This is a genomic window from Ruegeria sp. BF6, assembly GCF_056538665.1.
Genome location: NZ_JBQFTN010000002.1, coordinates 248,409 through 264,457, shown reverse-complemented (window position 1 = coordinate 264,457; position 16,049 = coordinate 248,409). Strand labels below are relative to the sequence as shown.

The following is a 16,049-nucleotide window of genomic DNA, read 5'->3' as shown; positions in this document are numbered from 1 at the left end:
GTTCTGCTGGCCTGTGAGTGGTGGTGTGGCGAGTTCTGGCCCGATCATTCGCCTTCCCCTTTTGCGGGGATAGGTGACTTGCCTGCGCTCGCCTCAAGTACAGGTTTTTTGGCTTTTTTTTGCACCTTGCTCTTGTTTTTCTCACATTCGCTGCCAATATTTTTATCACTTGGACAGACCGGGATGTAAGAAAACAATGTAGTGACGTCAGCAATACCAAACTCGCTACATATCCGCTTGAGACTTGTGCGCTTCTCTTTGCACATGATCTCAACCCCGGCACGCCATCTGCAGGACATGACCCCTGTTGTCCGAGCGTTCCGAACTGATGAATATGTAACTCCAAGGCGCTGCTGTATCTCTTCGGCGCCGCAGATATCGGTGATTTTATGAATTGCGAGCTTACGCGTACATCTGTCCATAAAACCGACATTGCCAAATTATATGGCAATCGTCAAGCCAATAGAATGAACTTGAGCCAAAATTTAAAGCAGAAGAAAATCGCGGCTATGGATAAGAGCAAGCCGCGACCGTATTTAGATATTGCTGAGCGTCTCAAATGGCACCGTGAAAAGGTGGTCAATATGACGCAGTCAGATTATGCCGACGCAATCGGCGCAAAACGCAGTGCATTGTCTCTCTGGGAGGCTGGAACTCAGCGGCTTTCGCTTGATGGCGCACTGTCGATTCGGAAGAAGTACGACTTGTCGCTGGACTTCCTATATGAAGGTATTGACGCCGCGTTGCCAATGACCCTTCGCAACGCTTGGCGCGAAAGACCCTGAGTTAAATCGTTAAGGAAGTCGATTGTAAACCCGGTGCTTCTAGCGCCTTCAATTAGTATTTCTTCCCGTTCCATTCACACCCCTAGATTGAACATATTTTAGTTAATGTCTCACAGTAAGACCGCCCGTTTTATAGGCGTCAAGCAAAAAGGGGGGCAAGTTGCCCCCCCTCTAAGTTAGTGCGGGTAAGCGATTTTTTGCTATTCTTGACTCAGCTTTAACCTCTATTCTTGCACTCTCATCGAATGCGACATTTGCAAGAAAAGGGAAGTTGTACCCCTCATATGATGGGAGTTGCCGGAGGTCTGTTAGCACGTCCCTGGACAGCCCCTTCTGGACCCCACGCGCCACAGCCATAATGTCCCGCCATATCCTTATATGAAGGGACTTTCCATGCTCTGTGTAGGAGTAGAGGCCACTTGAACTTTTTTGAACAAAGCCGGTTTGCATCATAACAGCCAGCTTACGCCTGACTGTCTTTCTAGGGATGCGGGATACCCGACTAATTCCATGGATAGTTGCGCCTAAACCCGGCTCATAGCCAAGTAAAACTTGACCTATCCTTCGATAATGTGAGTCCCAGCGCAGATACTGGAACAGGATCATTGTTCGAAACTGCATCCGAAGGATAGCAACTTCACTATCGGTCAGAGGTTCCGTTGTCATTTGGTATTCACCTTATGTTTCAGAGCGTTGTGGGGATTTGCGTCCCTCGTTTCCTTTCAAAAGAATGTCGTTATTAGCTTGTGCAAAATGGGGCTTTTGACTGCTGAGTCAATATTCGACTCCGCCGTTATTTTCATAGCCGATTTGCATGGATTGCATATTTGCAAGGATAGATTGCTAAACGCTATTACCAATTTTTTTGGCAATTCACTATTGCAATGCTAAATAATATGGCATAGTATCTTCCTAAGCCAAGGGAGAACGACGATGCAAGAACTTGTTACACCGATCATGGCCGGGGACGTTTCACACCTCGCGCGCCTACTCCTGACATTCCAACCGCACAACCGTTCTGACGCAGCAGTGAACGTCATTGATCGCGCCATCGTCGCAAACGCGCACCGAAAAGCAACGAACCAACTGCATCCCGATTACGGCAACGGTTCGATCATGATGGCGGCTCGTAACTTTGGCCGGGAACTGCCCGCAGAGCCCCGTTACGACGACGCCGAATATGTCGCCGCAACCATTGTAGCGCTCAGCACAATTCACAGCCTGCTGACCGTCTCAGAGGACGTGCCGCAGGTCATGGCAGCGGAGTGACTGACATGGAACGTGAGCAAGCCAAAAAACACATCAACGATCTCTATGGCCTCTACGGTGACGTAGCTATCGATTGCCTTTGGACCATGCTGGAAGAGCTTCAGCTTGACGCTTTCTCTGACGAAGCGCTTGCGAGACTAGCCGAAATTCAAATCAGTGCCGACAAAATGAATGCGGAGGTCTCGTCATGACCTCCCCCGTATCCCCCAACCGCAAGTGGGCCATGAAGGTCATCGGCTTGGACGCGATTTACCGGATTGAGCAGTACGAGTTTCAGGCCCCCGGCTACGGGTCGGATGATGAATACGACACACGCAAGGAAGCACTCTAATGACAAAAATCACTGCATATAAAGGCTTCAACTCCGACTGGACCTGCCGCGACTTTCAATTCGAAGTTGGTAAGACCTACGAGCATGACGGTGATGTGAAGATTTGCGGTAGCGGCTTCCACGCCTGTGAAAACCCCATTGACGTGTGGGGGTATTATGGGCCGTTCGACGTCAAGTATGCCCTTGTTTCGCTTGAGGGCGAGACCGACAAAAAACGCGATGGCGACAGCAAAATTGCAGCCGGGAAAATCACCATTGAGGCGGAATTGAGTGCTGGTGAATTCGTCCGTAAGTGCGTTGATTGGTTGATTTCAGCGACAAAGGGTAAGAACGAAGATAGCGGCTACTACGCACGGATCGGGTCCAGCGGCTACTCCGCACGGATCGGGTCCAGCGGAGACTACGCACAGATCGGGTCCAGCGGCGACTCCGCACGGATCGGGTCCAGCGGCTACTACGCACAGATCGGGTCCAGCGGCGACCACGCACAGATCGGGTCCAGCGGCAACTCCGCACAGATCGGGTCCAGCGGCAACTCCGCACGGATCGGGTCCAGCGGCGACTCCGCACGGATCGGGTCCAGCGGCAACTCCGCACGGATCGGGTCCAGCGGCGACTCCGCACGGATCGGGTCCAGCGGCAACTCCGCACGGATCGGGTCCAGCGGCTACTCCGCACGGATCGGGTCCAGCGGCGACTCCGCACAGATCGGGTCCAGCGGCAACTCCGCACAGATCGGGTCCAGCGGCAACTCCGCACAGATCGGGTCCAGCGGCAACTCCGCACGGATCGGGTCCAGCGGCAACTCCGCACGGATCGGGTCCAGCGGCGACTCCGCACGGATCGGGTCCAGCGGCGACTCCGCACAGATCGGGTCCAGCGGCTACTACGCACGGATCGGGTCCAGCGGCGACTCCGCACAGATCGGGTCCAGCGGCTACTACGCACGGATCGGGTCCAGCGGCTACTACGCACAGATCGGGTCCAGCGGCTACTACGCACAGATCGGGTCCAGCGGCGACCACGCACAGATCGGGTCCAGCGGCTACTACGCACAGATCGACGTTTCGGGGCAAAAGTCTGTTGTCGCCAGCGCGGGATATAATGCGCAAGTGCGAGGCCCTGATGGAACATGGGTTTCGGTTGCTGAGTTCAACGGCAACGGCGATTGTGTGGGCTTCGCAACAGGCTGCATCGGTAAGGACGGCCTAAAGCCCGACACTTGGTACAAGGCTAAGGGTGGCAAACTGGTGAAGGCGTCATGATCCGCTGCATCCAGATAGGCCCCAACTGCATTGCACAGGGCAAGGTAATCAACCGCTTCCCGGCAACCGTATCGTTATTCGCTGCAACGGCCAGATCTACAAAGGCCCGGAAATCAAACCAGTTCGGAGGGTGTCATGAGTGAGTGGGGACCGTGGCAATTGCATGATGGCAGGGGCTGTCCCTGCTTCGGGATGATTGTTCAAGTTGAGTGCTTTGACGGGTTTGTCGACGCTAATCAAGTTGGGTCAGTCAATTCGTTCGAATGGCTGGACAACAGTTATTGGTCAGCGTGGGTGTGGAACCTTCCAAGACCTGACCACATTCGTCGCTACCGCATCCGCAAGCCCAAGGGTCTGCAAGTCCTCGAAAGCATTCTCAGCGAAATAGACACCCCTGCAAAGGAGGTCACGTCATGAAGCACATCTTAGAAACCATGAACGCGCCTGCCCTACGTCGTGACAAACGTCAAGACGTGGTCCAGTGGCTGCGGTCTGCAAGAAGCGCAAACCTTATCATCCTGGCCGCCCTGATTGCGTGTGTCTTTATCGCGGGGTGGGGGCAATGAGTGACGAACAGTATCTAAGCCGCGCCTTTCCAAAGGCAAACGGAAGCCCCGGAATGTTCCTGCGCGACTACTTCGCGGGGCAGGCTTTAGCGGGAATTTCAGCAGACAGCACTGCAACCGACACTATGAGTCACGAGAAAATGGCCGAATGGGCCTACAGGCAAGCCGACGCCATGCTCAAAGCACGGGAGGCCAGCGATGACTGACGCTCTCCTATTCTTCGCAGCTATTTTCACGGCTCTCACCCTTACCGAGTTCTCGTCCCCCGACGAGGCGACCCCGGCGGGTTTCTCCTCCCTGCCTGTCGGGGTCAACCAAGAGGTGACACCATGAGCAACGACGTTGGAACCCGGAAGGTCGATTGCCCACGGTGCGACCGAAAATTCAAGGATGAACATGGGTTAAAGCAGCACCTTGCCGACTTTCACGGGGAAGGAAAACGCCCGCGCAGGCCGGAACGTTATCCTTTCGATTTTGCCGACATGGAAGGCGAGTACGAGCCGCGCCAATTTCGTGTCGGTGTGTTCGAAGACGATTTTTGACCCAGACAACGCCCTGAAAGGAGGCGAGATATGAACAAAGTAGCAAAAGTAACGCCTGAACAGGACCTTCTGCCAGCAGATCCTATGGTTTTCATGATCGAGCGCGTGGCGATGGACCCGAATTCGGACATTGCCAAGCTTGAGCGCATGATGGAAATGAAGCGCGAACACGACGCTACGCAGGCGAAGATTGCCTTCGATAAAGCGTTTGCTATGGCCTCTGCTGAGTTTCCCGACATTCCGCAGAGCGGGCGGAACACACATAACGGCCAAAGCTATTCGACGCTGAAAGATATCTTGTCGAACACGCGGCCTGTTCTGTCAAAGTATGGCTTTGCACTGTCGTTCTCGACCGAAGCGAACGCGGACTTTGTAATTGTCACTGCCGAACTGTCCCATGAAAACGGGCATTCGAAGCGCAACAGCATCCCCCTGCCCCGCGACACAGGCGCAGGCCGCAACCAGGTGCAGGCGGTTGGCTCATCCCAGACATACGGCCAGCGGTACACCGCACAGGCCATCTTAGGGCTGTCTTTAGGTGAGGACTCCGAAGACGACGGGAAGTCTACAGGAAAGGTGCAGGAGCGCCCGCCTAAGCAGCCCTATTCATGGGCCGCAACCATCACTCAGGACATGCCGGAGAACTCGACGCCACGCCAAAAGGCTGAGGCCATCGCGCAGGCCATCTGCACGCAGTTCAAGCGCATGAAGGGCATCCGTCAGATTGACAACGAATGGGACCGCCGCGCCGCGTTGATCGATGAGCTTGAGAACAAACACAACGACCTGTGGGGCAACGTAATCCAAGCCTACGAGCAGCGCCGCAACGAAATCGAAGGAGCCAAGTAATGGCCGGATCAGTGAACAAAGTCATCCTAGTTGGGAACCTTGGGGCAGACCCAGAAGTCCGCACATTCCAGAACGGCGGCAAGGTCTGCAACCTGCGTATCGCCACGTCTGAGACTTGGAAGGACAAGGGGAGCAGCGAACGCAAAGAGCGCACAGAGTGGCACAGCGTAGCCATTTTCAATGAAGGCCTCGCCCGCGTTGCTGAGCAGTACCTTCGCAAGGGGTCAAAGGTCTACCTAGAAGGCCAGTTGCAAACCCGCAAATGGCAGGACCAAAGCGGGCAGGATCGCTACTCCACGGAGGTCGTGCTGCAGGGCTTCGGCGCAACCCTTGTGATGCTTGACGGACCCAGCAGCCAGCAACCCAACCAGTCATCCGACCCATACGGCGGTGGGTATAGCAACCCGACACCGGGTGGGGTTGAGGGCGACGACATACCTTTCGCGCCGGAATGGAGGGGCTGATGCTGGACGTCATCAAAGAACTCATCCCGTTACTTGAGGGCGCTAAAGACGGAGTTGTGTGGTTGGTTGCCGCTTACTTCGGAATGATGATTGGGAAATGGCTTCTGACTTGTGGGACGCTCCTATTGCTCGCCCGTATGGCCGCACCATTCTTCCTATCCCTCGCGCATGGGGCGGGCGTCAAAACTACTTGGTATGACCTGAGGGCCAAGTATGGAGCCAGATACACATTTGACAGCCCGAACTTCGAAAGGCTCCTGCGGGCCGCTGCCGCTGACGGAAAAACCGCCAATAAGTGGGACGTCGAAAGAGCCGCAAAAGCTCTTGAGGAGGCCAAATCCAAATGACCCCGCAGACCTTCACCCTATCCAGCACTTCCGCAAAGGGCAAAGCCGCTGAGGCTCTGTTCCGGGTTCCTGACGGGTGGGTCTGCACTATTGAGCCGCCCAAGCGGACGCTGAGCCAGAACAGCCTGCAATACAAGTGGTACTCCGAGGCAGCACGGGACAAGGCCGAGGCCAGCCCGATAGACGCCCGTCGTCACTGCAAGCTGCACTTCGGGGTGCCTATCCTTCGCGGGGAAAACTCCGACTTCTGCGAGAAGTACGACAAGACAGTCAAACCACTGCCCTACGAAACGAAACTGCAGCTGATGGACATACTTCCCGTCACTTCGCTGATGACCGTCAAGCAGGAGTCCAAGTACCTGGATGAGGTCTATCGGCACTACGCAAGCAAGGGCGTTCGCCTGACACAGCCGGAGGCACAATCATGAACGTGGAAGCACTGAAAACATGGTGGAGGCAAAAGTGCTGCTCGCACCTCAATAGAGAAACCACCGCCATTTTGCATCATGGCCCGGTTCTGGAAATCAAAGCCGTTTGCAAGGACTGCGGCGCGAATGTCCCGCCCGACATTTCGTTCAGCGAGAACTGGAAGCATGACAAGTTGGTAAGCGGTTGCAGCCTTAAGCCCGGAGAATCCAGAGTTGTTTTTGGTGAGGTGATTTTATGAACCTGACAGGACGTCCAATTTACCAAAAAGGCCAGAAGCCCGCCAAGGTCAAGGCTATCCGTAATGACGCCAGAGACCGGGACTGTACCCTCAAGATCCCCGGCGTCTGTCGCCACGATCCCGCCTACACAGTCGGCAACCATATCAGGCTATTCGGGTTGGCTGGTGGTGGCCAGAAACCCGACGACGTCTTCATTCTGGACGCCTGTGACAAGTGTCACGCGATTTTCGATAGCCGGGACAAGTGGGCAGATGCAGCGATTGGGTTTGAAGATGTGCTTATGGCCTTCCTGTTCACGCTCAGAAACCGCCGCGCCGCTGGCTTGATCAAGCTGAAGGGCGAGCAATGACCCAGGCACATAGAGAGGTAGGACAGATGGATCAACAAGAAGCGCCGCACGTTCCGGCAGCATTCATTAACACCATTCGCGAAGAGGGCACGAAAGACGAGGCCTGTGACTTTCTGCAAAAGCAGTGGAACGAAACCTGCGCCCTCTCAGCCCGTGTAGCTGAGCTTGAAGAGAAGCACATACGATTTCTAAACGGCGGGCTGGATGCTGAGCGGGCTGCGTTGGCGGGAATGGACCCCGACACCGTAGCCGAGTGGCGTCAACGTGTGTGGAATGAAGCGATTGAGGCGGCGGCGAACCTGGCATTTGAGTACCCCGCCGAGAAGCACGGAAGCTTAGACGCCGAACCATTCAAGGCCGCGCGCCAAGCGACATACGAGGTTGGTCTCGCCATCGAAGCGTTGAAGGAGAACGGGAAATGACGGAACTGAAACCTTGCCCGTTTTGCGGCGGCACTCCCTATATGGCCAAGTCCTACAATGAATACGATGAGGGCACTTACTATCACTATAAGTGCAGGAATTGCGGGGCTCAATCTGGTGAGAAGTACGCACGCGACACATGCCCTATTTTCTATGACACCCTCAGGGACGATTGGAACCGCCGCGCCGACCTGTCCCCCAGACGGGAAGCGGGGGCCGTAAAGCCGCTAGTGTGGGTTCCAGATGAGCCCGGATCAGACGGGGAATGGGGCAATGGTATATGCAATTATCAAATCAGAAAGTCTGATGGGCAGTGCTACAAGTGGCGACGAGTCGAGAGCAGCACGTGGGTTCTATGTGGGACCGCAGGAAAGCAGGCTGCAAGGGACGATGCGCAGGGCGATTATGAGGCTCGAATGACGCCGTATCTCACCCTCACCCCCCTTGATACGCCTGTAGGCAACACCGACCCCATGACGATTGCCAAGTATGACGACGAACTGCGGGCGGAAGAGGATACGGGTTCTTTGAATAACATAATCGCCCTTAAAATTCGGGAAATTGACGAGCTAGTACCAGATTGTTGGAAACAGGAGGGTTACCACTATCTGCCAGTATCCAAACCTGAACCCACAGGATCATCTATGTGGGTTGTGAAAACAGCCAATGGTCGCAGCTTGATTATTACGGATGGTGACAAAGAAACCATGTCCGCTGTCTGCCCCACCGAACAGACGGGCAATCCCGTGGCCGATGCTGCACGGGTGGATGAGTTAAAACAACATTGCTCGGCGCTCTTGTACTGGATCGCTCAAGGTAATTTCTCATCGATGCCAGTCCCCGCCATTGAGGACATGCACAAGTGTATTAAAGGCGCAAAAGCCGCCCTTTCCTCTCTCGCACAGGGGGGCGAGTAATGGACCTGCATATTCCTTTGAAGGGCGAATACTTCGATCAGATCAAGGCCGGGACAAAGCCATTCGAGTACCGGAAAACAACTACGTACTGGAGCAAGCGACTTGTTGGCCGAGAGTACCGCAACATCGTTCTAACGCGGGGATACCCCAGACGAGAGGACAGCGAACGCAGGCTGGTATTGCCGTACAAGGGATACACCGTTCAGGAAATTACCCACCCGCACTTTGGAAGTGACCCGGTTGAGGTATTTGCCATCGATGTTCGCAGCACAGGAGCAGTCACATGACAGGTAAGCCGGAGGATGTAGACAAGCTGATCGAGCAGGCGCGAGAACTGCTTTTCCCGTACGAAAACGGATACGACCAGTTGCAAGACATAGCCGACGCCCTTGCCGCCCAGAGGGACCGGATAGCGGAGTTGGAGCAGCATGTTGCGGACATGATTGATGACAGCGGTCAAGAATGCGCTTGCGGATACGACAACCCAACAGACGTTTGCTTAGGTCATAAGCCAATGTTTGACCGGATGCACAATCGTATATCCGAACTCGAAACGGCGTTAGTCACATGCAGGCAGGCAGCAATATGGACGCCACGCCATCCAGCCTGCGAAAGAGTGATAGAGGTCGTGTCCGCCGCCTTGGACAACACCGGGACAGGAGGGGGCTGATGCTTAAGCGCGCTTTATCGCTGCACTATTCGACCCATGTGGACAGCACCCTTGAAACCACTCGTATCTATTGGCGGGAAAAACTTGGGGCGACACCAGAGCAAGCACGTGATCCGCGTCCTTTTTCCGAGGTCATGAACGAAGGCCCCACCCCATGACGCACGAGACACAGGAGGGAATATGACCGAGCGCTACGGCAAAACCCGCGTGTCCAAGATACGTGCTGCCTACAATGAACTCCGATCCGCGATCCGTGCCGGTGACATTGAAAGGGCCGAGGTGGCGCTAGACCGCTACGAACAATGGGCGGATTACATTTTTGACGAACGACATAAGGAGGGGAGAAATGACACGCATAACCCCGATTGCTGTAGGTGAACGAAACGCTGCTAAGATGATGGATATGAGCGTGGAGCGGTTCCAGAGCCTTGTTCGGGCCGGGTCGCTGCCACGCCCTAAGCCCGTGGCCCCCGGTGTTGAACGTTGGAGTGTAGCTGAACTGGACGCTATCCTTAACGGCACAAAAATGGACGACGAAGAAATCACATGGTAAAGAAGCTGATCCGAAAATACGTTGTATCCAAGGCCGTCAAAGGCCGGACCTACTACTATTTTCGGCGCGGCGAGACTTACCAGAGGCTGCCCAATGATCCAGATAGCCAGGAATTCGACACAGAGTATTGGGCGATCAGATCCGGGAACCGAAAGAAGGCGACTAAAACAACCTTCGATGCCCTGATTGAGAGCTACTATCAAACCCCTGAGTTTAAAACCAAGAAGCCCGGAACCCGGAAAGAGTACCGCCGCACCCTTGAACTGATCCGCGAAAAGAACGGTAAAGCCGACTTCACAAAGCTGCGCCGCAAGGGTGTCGTTGATGCCCGAAACAAGTATGCCGACAAATGGCGCAAGGCCAATTCCATGGTGGAAATGCTATCTATCCTGTCCCGCCATGCAATGGACCTTGAATGGATCACGTTCAACCCTGCCAGCGGTGTTACGAAGCTGAAAGGCGGGGAATACGAGGATTGGCCGGAAACCAAGCTGCGGGCTTTTGAGAACTATTGTCGAAAGCATGGCCTTGAATGGGAGTTGACGGCGTTCATGCTCTGCACAGGCACCGGCCAGCGGATCGGTGATGTAGTGAGAATGGAATGGAAACACTACGACGGCGAATTCATAGCCGTTGTGCAGGATAAGACAGATAAGCGCCTATGGGTCGCCTGCCCCCACTTTCTCAGCGCCTATCTGGATGATCTACCCAGAAAAGGTAAGTTCATGATGGCGAAGAACTTAACACAGGGAATCGCGAAGAAAACCATTCAGGAGCGTGTTCTAAAGGTTCGCCGCCACAAGGACGTGAAGGCGGAAGCCTACGTCATACATGGGTGGCGCTACAACGCCGCTGTAGCGCTGGCTGAGGCAGGATGTAGTGACAGCGAGATTCAGGCCGTTACCGGGCACAAGACGCTAGAGATGGTCAGGAAGTACCGCAGTCAGGTGAATCAGAAGAAGCTATCGAAACAGGCTCAGGCGCGGCGGAAATAGACCTGAGAACAGAACAAGATCAGAACGTGAAAACGGGAAACTAAGCGGGAAACTGAGAAATGACAGGCAACGTGTACCGCACCAAGACCTTGAATTTCCTTGTAAAAACAGTATGGTGCGGGTGGAGGGACTTGAACCCCCACGCCTTGCGGCGCCAGAACCTAAATCTGGTGCGTCTACCAATTTCGCCACACCCGCAGTACCGGCCTTAAGTGCCGGATTGGCGTGCTCATTAACAAAGCCAGTGGACGAGTGCGAGAGGGAAAATCACTTACACGCAAGATTTTTTGGTCGCCAACCGGTTTCATTCGGGCCTGACACTTGGGCCGTGCTCCAGGATCGTACCCATTTTTCGGATCGGCGCCTGTCCGCACCATAACGTTAATTAGAGGGTAGCGTTTCAATTTGCGTTTTCGGACAAAACCACCGCCTATTTAACGTGCACATCTCCAAAAAAACTCGGTGACATGTTAAACGCGCTTACGTTGAGTAAACCGAATTATCTATGGGTTCACACAAATCTACCTTGTGATCAGCGCTTCGACCGAGCGTTTTCTTTGAGCCGGAGCTTTCCTGATAACAGAAGGTAAGTTATTGACAACACAGTAGATTACAGCCGGTATTTCGTTCAAAATTGCGCACCTCGATTGACCGCGATTAAGGAATGCGCAGTACCTGGAATCTGTTGATACGTCCTCAGGTTGAAACCGCTCGCGAGCCCGCGACCATAATTGCGCCACATTTCAAACGCCAAAATATCTTATTCGCGTCAAAATAACACCGCCTTGCCAGTAATTGATGGACGGCGGGAATTAATGAGTCTTTCCCGCCTTCGGGCGCCGTAAGAGTTTTTTGCTCAACTCGAACACAGGGGTCTTAGCCGTGACCAATATGATGAACTCTGCCACTGCTGAGCAAGACGCCGTTGGTCTTGCACGTGAAAGTTTCCTTGGTGAACTAAAGTCCTTGAATCAGAACCATCCGAATACGGGCTTTGGCGTTTCCTTGCGCACGCATTCGGGGGGCCACTATCTGCTCGCCAATTCTCGGATGCCGCTGCCTAAAACCAAATCCCAGGGTTTTCCGACCGGACGCCGTCTGGCCCTGCTTGAAAACAGCGAACAGTTCAGCTCGATCGAAGTACTTGCCGATTCCCGTGCCTACGAAGAGATTTCGCCGGGTGACGAGGCCGCGATTTTGGGCAATGCGCTGAATCTGATCGCCCGGATCGACATCCTGACCAGCTCTTCTGACGGTCAGATGCAACCTCACATCGCCGCTACTGGAACCGGAGGCTGACCATGGCCCGAAACGACCACCTTCTGTCCGTAGGAAACGAAGCGCTGACGCCGATGACCTCGGCGATGACGGCGCTGACGGCGCAGATCGACCAGCTGACTGAGGTGGCAGATGCACGATCCTCGGCGCGGCTTGCGACGCTCAAGACGCGTATGGAGAACTTTACGGCCAGTGTGACGTTGGTCGGGCAGGTCAAGGCCGGCAAATCCTCGATCGTGAACATCCTTGCGGGGCGCCCTGCCCTGTTGCCCTCGGATGTGAACCCGTGGACCTCGGTGGTGACCACGTTGAACATCAACACCCGCACCGAAGGCGACAAAAAGGCCAAATTCACTTTCTTTGAACAAGAAGAGTGGGACAACCTGATGGTCGGCGGTGGCCGATTGGGCGAACTGGCCAACCGGGCTGGCGCCGATGATGAAATGGAGGATATCCGCCGTCAGATTGGCGAGATGAAGGCCAAGTCCGAAGCGCGTCTTGGTCAGCATTTCGACCTGATTCTGGGGCAAAGTCACCAGTATGACTATTTCGACGACGAACTGATCCAGCGCTATGTCTGTCTGGGCGATGAAGACGACCCGGATATCAACCCGAAAACCGGGCGCTTTGCAGACGTCACCAAGTCTGCGGAACTGTTCATGGATATCCCGCAATACCCGATCTCACTGAAACTGTGCGATACGCCCGGCGTGAACGATACCTTCATGGTACGCGAGCAGATCACCCTGCGCAGCCTTCGCGGGTCCGAGGTTTGCGTCGTTGTGCTGGCGGCCAGCCAGGCGCTGACCACGATGGATATGGCGTTGATGCGGATCATCGCGCAGTTCGAAAACCGTCAGATCATCCTGTTCGTAAACCGGATCGACGAGCTGTCCGACCCGGTCAATCAGGTGCCCGAGATTCGGGATCGGGTTTACGACACGTTGAAGCAGAACAATATCGACACCAATACCAGCGTTGTGTTCGGCAGCGCAATCTGGGCCGAGGCAGCCCTGACCGGGAATCCGGATATCCTGTCGGAAGAATCCCGTCAGGCCCTGAACACCTTCTACCTGGCCGCCGGGTTCGGCGACCAAGCCCCCTCGCTCGACAAGATCTGGGCGCTTTCTGGCTTGCCCGACCTGTTGCTGGCCATGAATGAACGTATCGCCGAAGGGGCAGGCAATCGCTTGCTAGACCGCGTTCGCCATCGTGCGCGCAACATCGCAAGCCAGATTCGGGCGACTGCGGTGGCGAAGAACTTGTCCGACGGCCAGGGCGTGGTGCGTGATCTGGACGGTGTATCCCCGGAAGAAGCCATCGCCAAGGTAACCGAGGAATATGAAAAGAAGACCGCAGAACTGACGACCGCGCTGCGCGACAAAGTGTTGGAGCGGTTGAAATCGGCTGAAACGAACTTTGTCAAACGGGCTACGGACTCGTTGATTTCGCATCTGGAACAGAATGGCGAGGAAGGCACCTGGCAGTATGATCCGGCCGGGCTGCGCACCTTGCAAAAGGCTGCCTATTTCAGCTTTTCCCGCGCAATGCGCAAAGATGCGGGTGCGCTTTACAGCGCCGCTGCGACAGATGTCGAGGCATTGTACCAAAAGCTGCTGGGCAACCATCTGGGTGAGTTCAGCATCGAAGCCCCCATCGTGCCTCGCGTGCCGCCACCTCTGGGAATCGGCCGCACCATCGCGCTGGATTTGCAAAGCACCTGGTGGCGCCGCTGGTGGCAACGTCGCAAAGGGTTCGAGGCCTATGCTGCAGACTACACGCGCCTGATCGCATCCGAGGCGAACTCGATCACCAAAGACCTTGAGGAAAACCAGATCGCGGCCGTTCTGGAAAACGTTCGGGCTGGCCTGTCCGACTTCCTGCGCGAGCAGAAAGAGACTCTGCTGAACATTTCGGCCTCGGCTGAGCAGGATCCGAACCAGGCGGCCCTGATGGCGGGCATGACTCCCAAAAAATCCCGCGACGATATCCTGGGCGACATCCTGAAAGATCTTAGTAACGAGGCAGCATAAGTAGCGATATGGCAAAAGATACACAAACCCGCTTCGTCTCTCCTAAGGCTTGGGAACGCATCGAACAGTGGTCCCGTCGCAAACCTATCTTTGCGCTGATGGGAGAATTCAGCGCCGGAAAATCGACGCTGATGAATTTTCTGCTGCGCACGCAGGCGCTGCCGACACAAGTCACCGCCACGCAACTGCCGCCCGTCTGGTTTAGCTGGGGAAAAAAATCGGCCTATGTCCAACGTCCCGATGGGACCCGCGAGAGCATCACTCTGGATCAGTTGGACACCGTCGGTGTCAACGATGCGCAATTCGTGCGCATCTTCCTTGAGGCCGACATTCTGGAAGCGGTGGACCTGATCGACACTCCCGGTATCTCTGACCCGAAGATTTCCAGCGATGTCTGGCGCCGCGCGGTCGGGCAAGCGAATGGTGTTTTGTGGTGTACCCATGCGACTCAGGCGTGGCGCGAGACCGAACGTGCGACATGGATGTCTTTGCCGGAGCGGCTGCAGCACAACTCTTTGCTGCTGGTAACCCGCGCCGACGTGCTGGGTGCGAAAGACCGCCAAAAGGTGCTGCGACGGGTTAACCGTGAAGCGGGTCACTTGTTCAACCGTTCGATCCTGTTCTCGGCTCGAGATGCGATCATCGCCCGGGATAAGAGCGGCGATGCCGAACAGTGGGCGCGCAGTGGCGGCGGCAAGATGGTGGACAGCTTTCTTCAGATCACCGAACAGATCATGGACAGCCGCGCCGATATGCTGACGCGCTACCAGATCGACAACGGCTTGACAGCGGGCACACCTGTGCAGCCGATCCGCCCGAAACGAATGGTGGAACAGACCGACGAACCATCACCGCTTAAACTGGTGAACCCCGTTCCCACGGCCAACAAGCAAGATGAAGTCATCAGCTTTCCCATCCGCCCGGCCCGTGTCGAGCGCCGTACCGAAGATACCAGCCGCGAAGAACGCATCGACGCCGCAGAAGCCGAGCGCCTGCGCGCCGAAATGGAGACTGAATCTCCGGTGTCAGAGCCGCAACCGGAAACCGAAGGTGACGATCTGCGTTCCTTTTTCCGAGACACCGAAAGCAACAGCCTGAATCTGGCCGAATACAAGGAAACGCTGGCAGAAGAAGACCCGTTTGATCTACTGGATGATGACGAGTTCGAAATCGACACAAGCCTTGCGGCTGAACCTGTTGATACCCAGGAGGAACCCGCCCTAACAGAATCAGACCCGTTCATGGAGTCGATGGAAGACAAACTGGCAGACACACCAGAACAGGATCGGGCATCCGTCGAAGAGCCGGATGTACAGCGTGCTGAGGTTTCGGTGTCGTCGATTGCCGCTTTGCTGGCTGAGCAGTCGAATGGCACCGAGGATGAGTATGAGCCAGAGCCCGAATCCAGTGGCCTCGTGAACATGCAGGTTGTTCCCGTGCCCAACGGTGCGACAGCCGAAGACCCCGCTCCGTCGGGTGACACTGATGAAGGTCAAGAAATCTTACTGAACGTTTCGACCGACACTCCGCTCAGTGCGGCGTCCATGTGGCGCGACATCGCTGCGGGCGAGGATTTGCCGAACGATGTCGAAGGCATGAAGAAAGTGTTCGTTGCGTTCCTCGAGGAATTCGACCAGATCGCAGTCGAGCATTTTGCGCGCCGTGCCAAGGGGGCGGTTCGCCCCGTTCCCAATGCTGCGGAAAACGGCGGAGCAGAATTCCGTGTGTTATGAGCAGAACCTCAGG

The 16,049-nt window shown here is 55.4% G+C and carries 27 protein-coding genes and 1 tRNA gene; 26 read left to right on the top strand and 2 right to left on the bottom strand.

Annotated elements, in window-relative coordinates:
* Positions 1-44: 44 nt before the first annotated feature.
* Complete coding sequence (locus tag ACR0IM_RS09305; protein ID WP_480681641.1) at positions 45-266, bottom strand: hypothetical protein; 222 nt, start codon at positions 264-266, stop codon at positions 45-47.
* 123 nt (positions 267-389) lie between these two features.
* Between ACR0IM_RS09305 and ACR0IM_RS09300 the strand changes: the two genes are divergently transcribed.
* The 23 genes from ACR0IM_RS09300 to ACR0IM_RS09190 all read left to right on the top strand — a co-directional run bounded on the left by ACR0IM_RS09300 (position 390) and on the right by ACR0IM_RS09190 (position 10,992).
* Positions 390-785 (top strand): helix-turn-helix domain-containing protein, encoded by a 396-nt coding sequence (locus ACR0IM_RS09300; protein ID WP_480681640.1) that lies wholly within the window; start codon positions 390-392, stop codon positions 783-785.
* Between the two features lie 933 nt (positions 786-1,718).
* Positions 1,719-2,054, top strand: coding sequence for a DUF7742 family protein (locus tag ACR0IM_RS09295; protein ID WP_480681639.1), 336 nt, complete (start codon positions 1,719-1,721; stop codon positions 2,052-2,054).
* 5 nt (positions 2,055-2,059) lie between these two features.
* Positions 2,060-2,245 carry a hypothetical protein gene (locus ACR0IM_RS09290; RefSeq protein ID WP_480681638.1) on the top strand — a complete coding sequence of 62 codons (186 nt, stop codon included), beginning with the start codon at positions 2,060-2,062 and terminating at the stop codon, positions 2,243-2,245.
* Positions 2,242-2,385, top strand: coding sequence for a hypothetical protein (locus ACR0IM_RS09285; protein ID WP_480681637.1), 144 nt, complete (start codon positions 2,242-2,244; stop codon positions 2,383-2,385). The genes ACR0IM_RS09290 and ACR0IM_RS09285 overlap by 4 nt, the downstream gene beginning before the upstream one ends.
* Positions 2,385-3,650, top strand: coding sequence for a DUF7666 domain-containing protein (locus ACR0IM_RS09280; RefSeq protein WP_480681636.1), 1,266 nt, complete (start codon positions 2,385-2,387; stop codon positions 3,648-3,650). The genes ACR0IM_RS09285 and ACR0IM_RS09280 overlap by 1 nt, the downstream gene beginning before the upstream one ends.
* A 135-nt stretch (positions 3,651-3,785) precedes the next feature.
* Entirely contained in the window at positions 3,786-4,067 is a 282-nt protein-coding gene (locus ACR0IM_RS09275) for a hypothetical protein (protein ID WP_480681635.1), read from the top strand.
* Positions 4,068-4,212: 145 nt separating this feature from the next.
* Positions 4,213-4,422 carry a hypothetical protein gene (locus tag ACR0IM_RS09270; protein WP_480681634.1) on the top strand — a complete coding sequence of 70 codons (210 nt, stop codon included), beginning with the start codon at positions 4,213-4,215 and terminating at the stop codon, positions 4,420-4,422.
* On the top strand, positions 4,415-4,549 hold the full coding sequence (locus ACR0IM_RS09265; protein WP_480681632.1) for a hypothetical protein: 135 nt from the start codon (positions 4,415-4,417) through the stop codon (positions 4,547-4,549). Before ACR0IM_RS09270 ends, ACR0IM_RS09265 begins: the two co-directional genes overlap by 8 nt.
* Positions 4,546-4,758 carry a hypothetical protein gene (locus tag ACR0IM_RS09260; RefSeq protein WP_480681631.1) on the top strand — a complete coding sequence of 71 codons (213 nt, stop codon included), beginning with the start codon at positions 4,546-4,548 and terminating at the stop codon, positions 4,756-4,758. The genes ACR0IM_RS09265 and ACR0IM_RS09260 overlap by 4 nt, the downstream gene beginning before the upstream one ends.
* 30 nt (positions 4,759-4,788) lie before the next feature.
* The gene (locus ACR0IM_RS09255) at positions 4,789-5,607 is read left to right on the top strand and encodes an ERF family protein (RefSeq protein WP_480681630.1); all 819 of its coding nucleotides are present in this window, start codon (positions 4,789-4,791) and stop codon (positions 5,605-5,607) included.
* A complete protein-coding gene (gene ssb, locus ACR0IM_RS09250) occupies positions 5,607-6,071 on the top strand; it encodes a single-stranded DNA-binding protein (RefSeq protein WP_480681629.1) in 465 nt (154 codons plus the stop codon). Before ACR0IM_RS09255 ends, ssb begins: the two co-directional genes overlap by 1 nt.
* Positions 6,071-6,418, top strand: coding sequence for a hypothetical protein (locus ACR0IM_RS09245; protein ID WP_480681628.1), 348 nt, complete (start codon positions 6,071-6,073; stop codon positions 6,416-6,418). The genes ssb and ACR0IM_RS09245 overlap by 1 nt, the downstream gene beginning before the upstream one ends.
* Positions 6,415-6,846, top strand: coding sequence for a NinB/YbcN family protein (locus ACR0IM_RS09240; RefSeq protein WP_480681626.1), 432 nt, complete (start codon positions 6,415-6,417; stop codon positions 6,844-6,846). The genes ACR0IM_RS09245 and ACR0IM_RS09240 overlap by 4 nt, the downstream gene beginning before the upstream one ends.
* Positions 6,843-7,085 carry a hypothetical protein gene (locus tag ACR0IM_RS09235; RefSeq protein ID WP_480681625.1) on the top strand — a complete coding sequence of 81 codons (243 nt, stop codon included), beginning with the start codon at positions 6,843-6,845 and terminating at the stop codon, positions 7,083-7,085. The genes ACR0IM_RS09240 and ACR0IM_RS09235 overlap by 4 nt, the downstream gene beginning before the upstream one ends.
* Positions 7,082-7,435: a nuclease domain-containing protein gene (locus ACR0IM_RS09230; protein ID WP_480681624.1), complete on the top strand. Its 354-nt coding sequence runs from the start codon at positions 7,082-7,084 to the stop codon at positions 7,433-7,435. Before ACR0IM_RS09235 ends, ACR0IM_RS09230 begins: the two co-directional genes overlap by 4 nt.
* A 26-nt stretch (positions 7,436-7,461) precedes the next feature.
* Positions 7,462-7,857: a hypothetical protein gene (locus ACR0IM_RS09225; protein WP_480681623.1), complete on the top strand. Its 396-nt coding sequence runs from the start codon at positions 7,462-7,464 to the stop codon at positions 7,855-7,857.
* Positions 7,854-8,774, top strand: coding sequence for a Lar family restriction alleviation protein (locus ACR0IM_RS09220; RefSeq protein WP_480681621.1), 921 nt, complete (start codon positions 7,854-7,856; stop codon positions 8,772-8,774). The genes ACR0IM_RS09225 and ACR0IM_RS09220 overlap by 4 nt, the downstream gene beginning before the upstream one ends.
* A complete protein-coding gene (locus ACR0IM_RS09215) occupies positions 8,774-9,061 on the top strand; it encodes a hypothetical protein (protein ID WP_480681619.1) in 288 nt (95 codons plus the stop codon). The genes ACR0IM_RS09220 and ACR0IM_RS09215 overlap by 1 nt, the downstream gene beginning before the upstream one ends.
* Positions 9,058-9,444 carry a hypothetical protein gene (locus ACR0IM_RS09210; protein ID WP_480681618.1) on the top strand — a complete coding sequence of 129 codons (387 nt, stop codon included), beginning with the start codon at positions 9,058-9,060 and terminating at the stop codon, positions 9,442-9,444. The genes ACR0IM_RS09215 and ACR0IM_RS09210 overlap by 4 nt, the downstream gene beginning before the upstream one ends.
* Positions 9,444-9,602 (top strand): hypothetical protein, encoded by a 159-nt coding sequence (locus tag ACR0IM_RS09205; RefSeq protein ID WP_480681616.1) that lies wholly within the window; start codon positions 9,444-9,446, stop codon positions 9,600-9,602. Before ACR0IM_RS09210 ends, ACR0IM_RS09205 begins: the two co-directional genes overlap by 1 nt.
* Before the next feature lie 22 nt (positions 9,603-9,624).
* Positions 9,625-9,822 carry a hypothetical protein gene (locus tag ACR0IM_RS09200; protein ID WP_480681614.1) on the top strand — a complete coding sequence of 66 codons (198 nt, stop codon included), beginning with the start codon at positions 9,625-9,627 and terminating at the stop codon, positions 9,820-9,822.
* The gene (locus tag ACR0IM_RS09195) at positions 9,791-9,997 is read left to right on the top strand and encodes a hypothetical protein (protein WP_480681612.1); all 207 of its coding nucleotides are present in this window, start codon (positions 9,791-9,793) and stop codon (positions 9,995-9,997) included. Before ACR0IM_RS09200 ends, ACR0IM_RS09195 begins: the two co-directional genes overlap by 32 nt.
* Positions 9,991-10,992, top strand: a complete 1,002-nt coding sequence (locus ACR0IM_RS09190) for a site-specific integrase (RefSeq protein ID WP_480681610.1) — start codon at positions 9,991-9,993, stop codon at positions 10,990-10,992. The genes ACR0IM_RS09195 and ACR0IM_RS09190 overlap by 7 nt, the downstream gene beginning before the upstream one ends.
* Before the next feature lie 113 nt (positions 10,993-11,105).
* Here ACR0IM_RS09190 and ACR0IM_RS09185 read toward each other — a convergent pair.
* A tRNA-Leu gene (locus tag ACR0IM_RS09185) sits at positions 11,106-11,190 on the bottom strand.
* A 693-nt stretch (positions 11,191-11,883) separates the two neighbouring features.
* Between ACR0IM_RS09185 and ACR0IM_RS09180 the strand changes: the two genes are divergently transcribed.
* Genes ACR0IM_RS09180 through ACR0IM_RS09170 form a run of 3 tightly spaced genes read left to right on the top strand, consistent with a single transcriptional unit; the run spans position 11,884 to position 16,036 of the window.
* Positions 11,884-12,291: a hypothetical protein gene (locus ACR0IM_RS09180; protein WP_480591620.1), complete on the top strand. Its 408-nt coding sequence runs from the start codon at positions 11,884-11,886 to the stop codon at positions 12,289-12,291.
* Between the two features lie 2 nt (positions 12,292-12,293).
* The gene (locus tag ACR0IM_RS09175) at positions 12,294-14,303 is read left to right on the top strand and encodes a dynamin family protein (RefSeq protein WP_480641611.1); all 2,010 of its coding nucleotides are present in this window, start codon (positions 12,294-12,296) and stop codon (positions 14,301-14,303) included.
* Between the two features lie 8 nt (positions 14,304-14,311).
* Positions 14,312-16,036 (top strand): dynamin family protein, encoded by a 1,725-nt coding sequence (locus ACR0IM_RS09170; protein ID WP_480591328.1) that lies wholly within the window; start codon positions 14,312-14,314, stop codon positions 16,034-16,036.
* The last annotated feature ends 13 nt before the right edge of the window (positions 16,037-16,049 follow it).

Excerpts from the sequence above, each read along its gene's own strand:
- ACR0IM_RS09255 (WP_480681630.1), top strand. The coding sequence starts at position 4,789 with ATGAACAAAGTAGCAAAAGTAACGCCTGAACAGGACCTTCTGCCAGCA.
- ACR0IM_RS09305 (WP_480681641.1), bottom strand. The coding sequence starts at position 266 with ATGTGCAAAGAGAAGCGCACAAGTCTCAAGCGGATATGTAGCGAGTTT.
- ACR0IM_RS09200 (WP_480681614.1), top strand. The coding sequence starts at position 9,625 with ATGACCGAGCGCTACGGCAAAACCCGCGTGTCCAAGATACGTGCTGCC.
- ssb (WP_480681629.1), top strand. The coding sequence starts at position 5,607 with ATGGCCGGATCAGTGAACAAAGTCATCCTAGTTGGGAACCTTGGGGCA.
- ACR0IM_RS09295 (WP_480681639.1), top strand. The coding sequence starts at position 1,719 with ATGCAAGAACTTGTTACACCGATCATGGCCGGGGACGTTTCACACCTC.
- ACR0IM_RS09285 (WP_480681637.1), top strand. The coding sequence starts at position 2,242 with ATGACCTCCCCCGTATCCCCCAACCGCAAGTGGGCCATGAAGGTCATC.
- ACR0IM_RS09215 (WP_480681619.1), top strand. The coding sequence starts at position 8,774 with ATGGACCTGCATATTCCTTTGAAGGGCGAATACTTCGATCAGATCAAG.
- ACR0IM_RS09265 (WP_480681632.1), top strand. The coding sequence starts at position 4,415 with ATGACTGACGCTCTCCTATTCTTCGCAGCTATTTTCACGGCTCTCACC.
- ACR0IM_RS09230 (WP_480681624.1), top strand. The coding sequence starts at position 7,082 with ATGAACCTGACAGGACGTCCAATTTACCAAAAAGGCCAGAAGCCCGCC.
- ACR0IM_RS09300 (WP_480681640.1), top strand. The coding sequence starts at position 390 with ATGAATTGCGAGCTTACGCGTACATCTGTCCATAAAACCGACATTGCC.
- ACR0IM_RS09245 (WP_480681628.1), top strand. The coding sequence starts at position 6,071 with ATGCTGGACGTCATCAAAGAACTCATCCCGTTACTTGAGGGCGCTAAA.
- ACR0IM_RS09170 (WP_480591328.1), top strand. The coding sequence starts at position 14,312 with ATGGCAAAAGATACACAAACCCGCTTCGTCTCTCCTAAGGCTTGGGAA.
- ACR0IM_RS09205 (WP_480681616.1), top strand. The coding sequence starts at position 9,444 with ATGCTTAAGCGCGCTTTATCGCTGCACTATTCGACCCATGTGGACAGC.
- ACR0IM_RS09210 (WP_480681618.1), top strand. The coding sequence starts at position 9,058 with ATGACAGGTAAGCCGGAGGATGTAGACAAGCTGATCGAGCAGGCGCGA.
- ACR0IM_RS09280 (WP_480681636.1), top strand. The coding sequence starts at position 2,385 with ATGACAAAAATCACTGCATATAAAGGCTTCAACTCCGACTGGACCTGC.
- ACR0IM_RS09270 (WP_480681634.1), top strand. The coding sequence starts at position 4,213 with ATGAGTGACGAACAGTATCTAAGCCGCGCCTTTCCAAAGGCAAACGGA.
- ACR0IM_RS09240 (WP_480681626.1), top strand. The coding sequence starts at position 6,415 with ATGACCCCGCAGACCTTCACCCTATCCAGCACTTCCGCAAAGGGCAAA.
- ACR0IM_RS09180 (WP_480591620.1), top strand. The coding sequence starts at position 11,884 with ATGATGAACTCTGCCACTGCTGAGCAAGACGCCGTTGGTCTTGCACGT.
- ACR0IM_RS09225 (WP_480681623.1), top strand. The coding sequence starts at position 7,462 with ATGGATCAACAAGAAGCGCCGCACGTTCCGGCAGCATTCATTAACACC.
- ACR0IM_RS09290 (WP_480681638.1), top strand. The coding sequence starts at position 2,060 with ATGGAACGTGAGCAAGCCAAAAAACACATCAACGATCTCTATGGCCTC.
- ACR0IM_RS09275 (WP_480681635.1), top strand. The coding sequence starts at position 3,786 with ATGAGTGAGTGGGGACCGTGGCAATTGCATGATGGCAGGGGCTGTCCC.
- ACR0IM_RS09220 (WP_480681621.1), top strand. The coding sequence starts at position 7,854 with ATGACGGAACTGAAACCTTGCCCGTTTTGCGGCGGCACTCCCTATATG.
- ACR0IM_RS09175 (WP_480641611.1), top strand. The coding sequence starts at position 12,294 with ATGGCCCGAAACGACCACCTTCTGTCCGTAGGAAACGAAGCGCTGACG.
- ACR0IM_RS09195 (WP_480681612.1), top strand. The coding sequence starts at position 9,791 with ATGACACGCATAACCCCGATTGCTGTAGGTGAACGAAACGCTGCTAAG.
- ACR0IM_RS09260 (WP_480681631.1), top strand. The coding sequence starts at position 4,546 with ATGAGCAACGACGTTGGAACCCGGAAGGTCGATTGCCCACGGTGCGAC.
- ACR0IM_RS09235 (WP_480681625.1), top strand. The coding sequence starts at position 6,843 with ATGAACGTGGAAGCACTGAAAACATGGTGGAGGCAAAAGTGCTGCTCG.
- ACR0IM_RS09190 (WP_480681610.1), top strand. The coding sequence starts at position 9,991 with ATGGTAAAGAAGCTGATCCGAAAATACGTTGTATCCAAGGCCGTCAAA.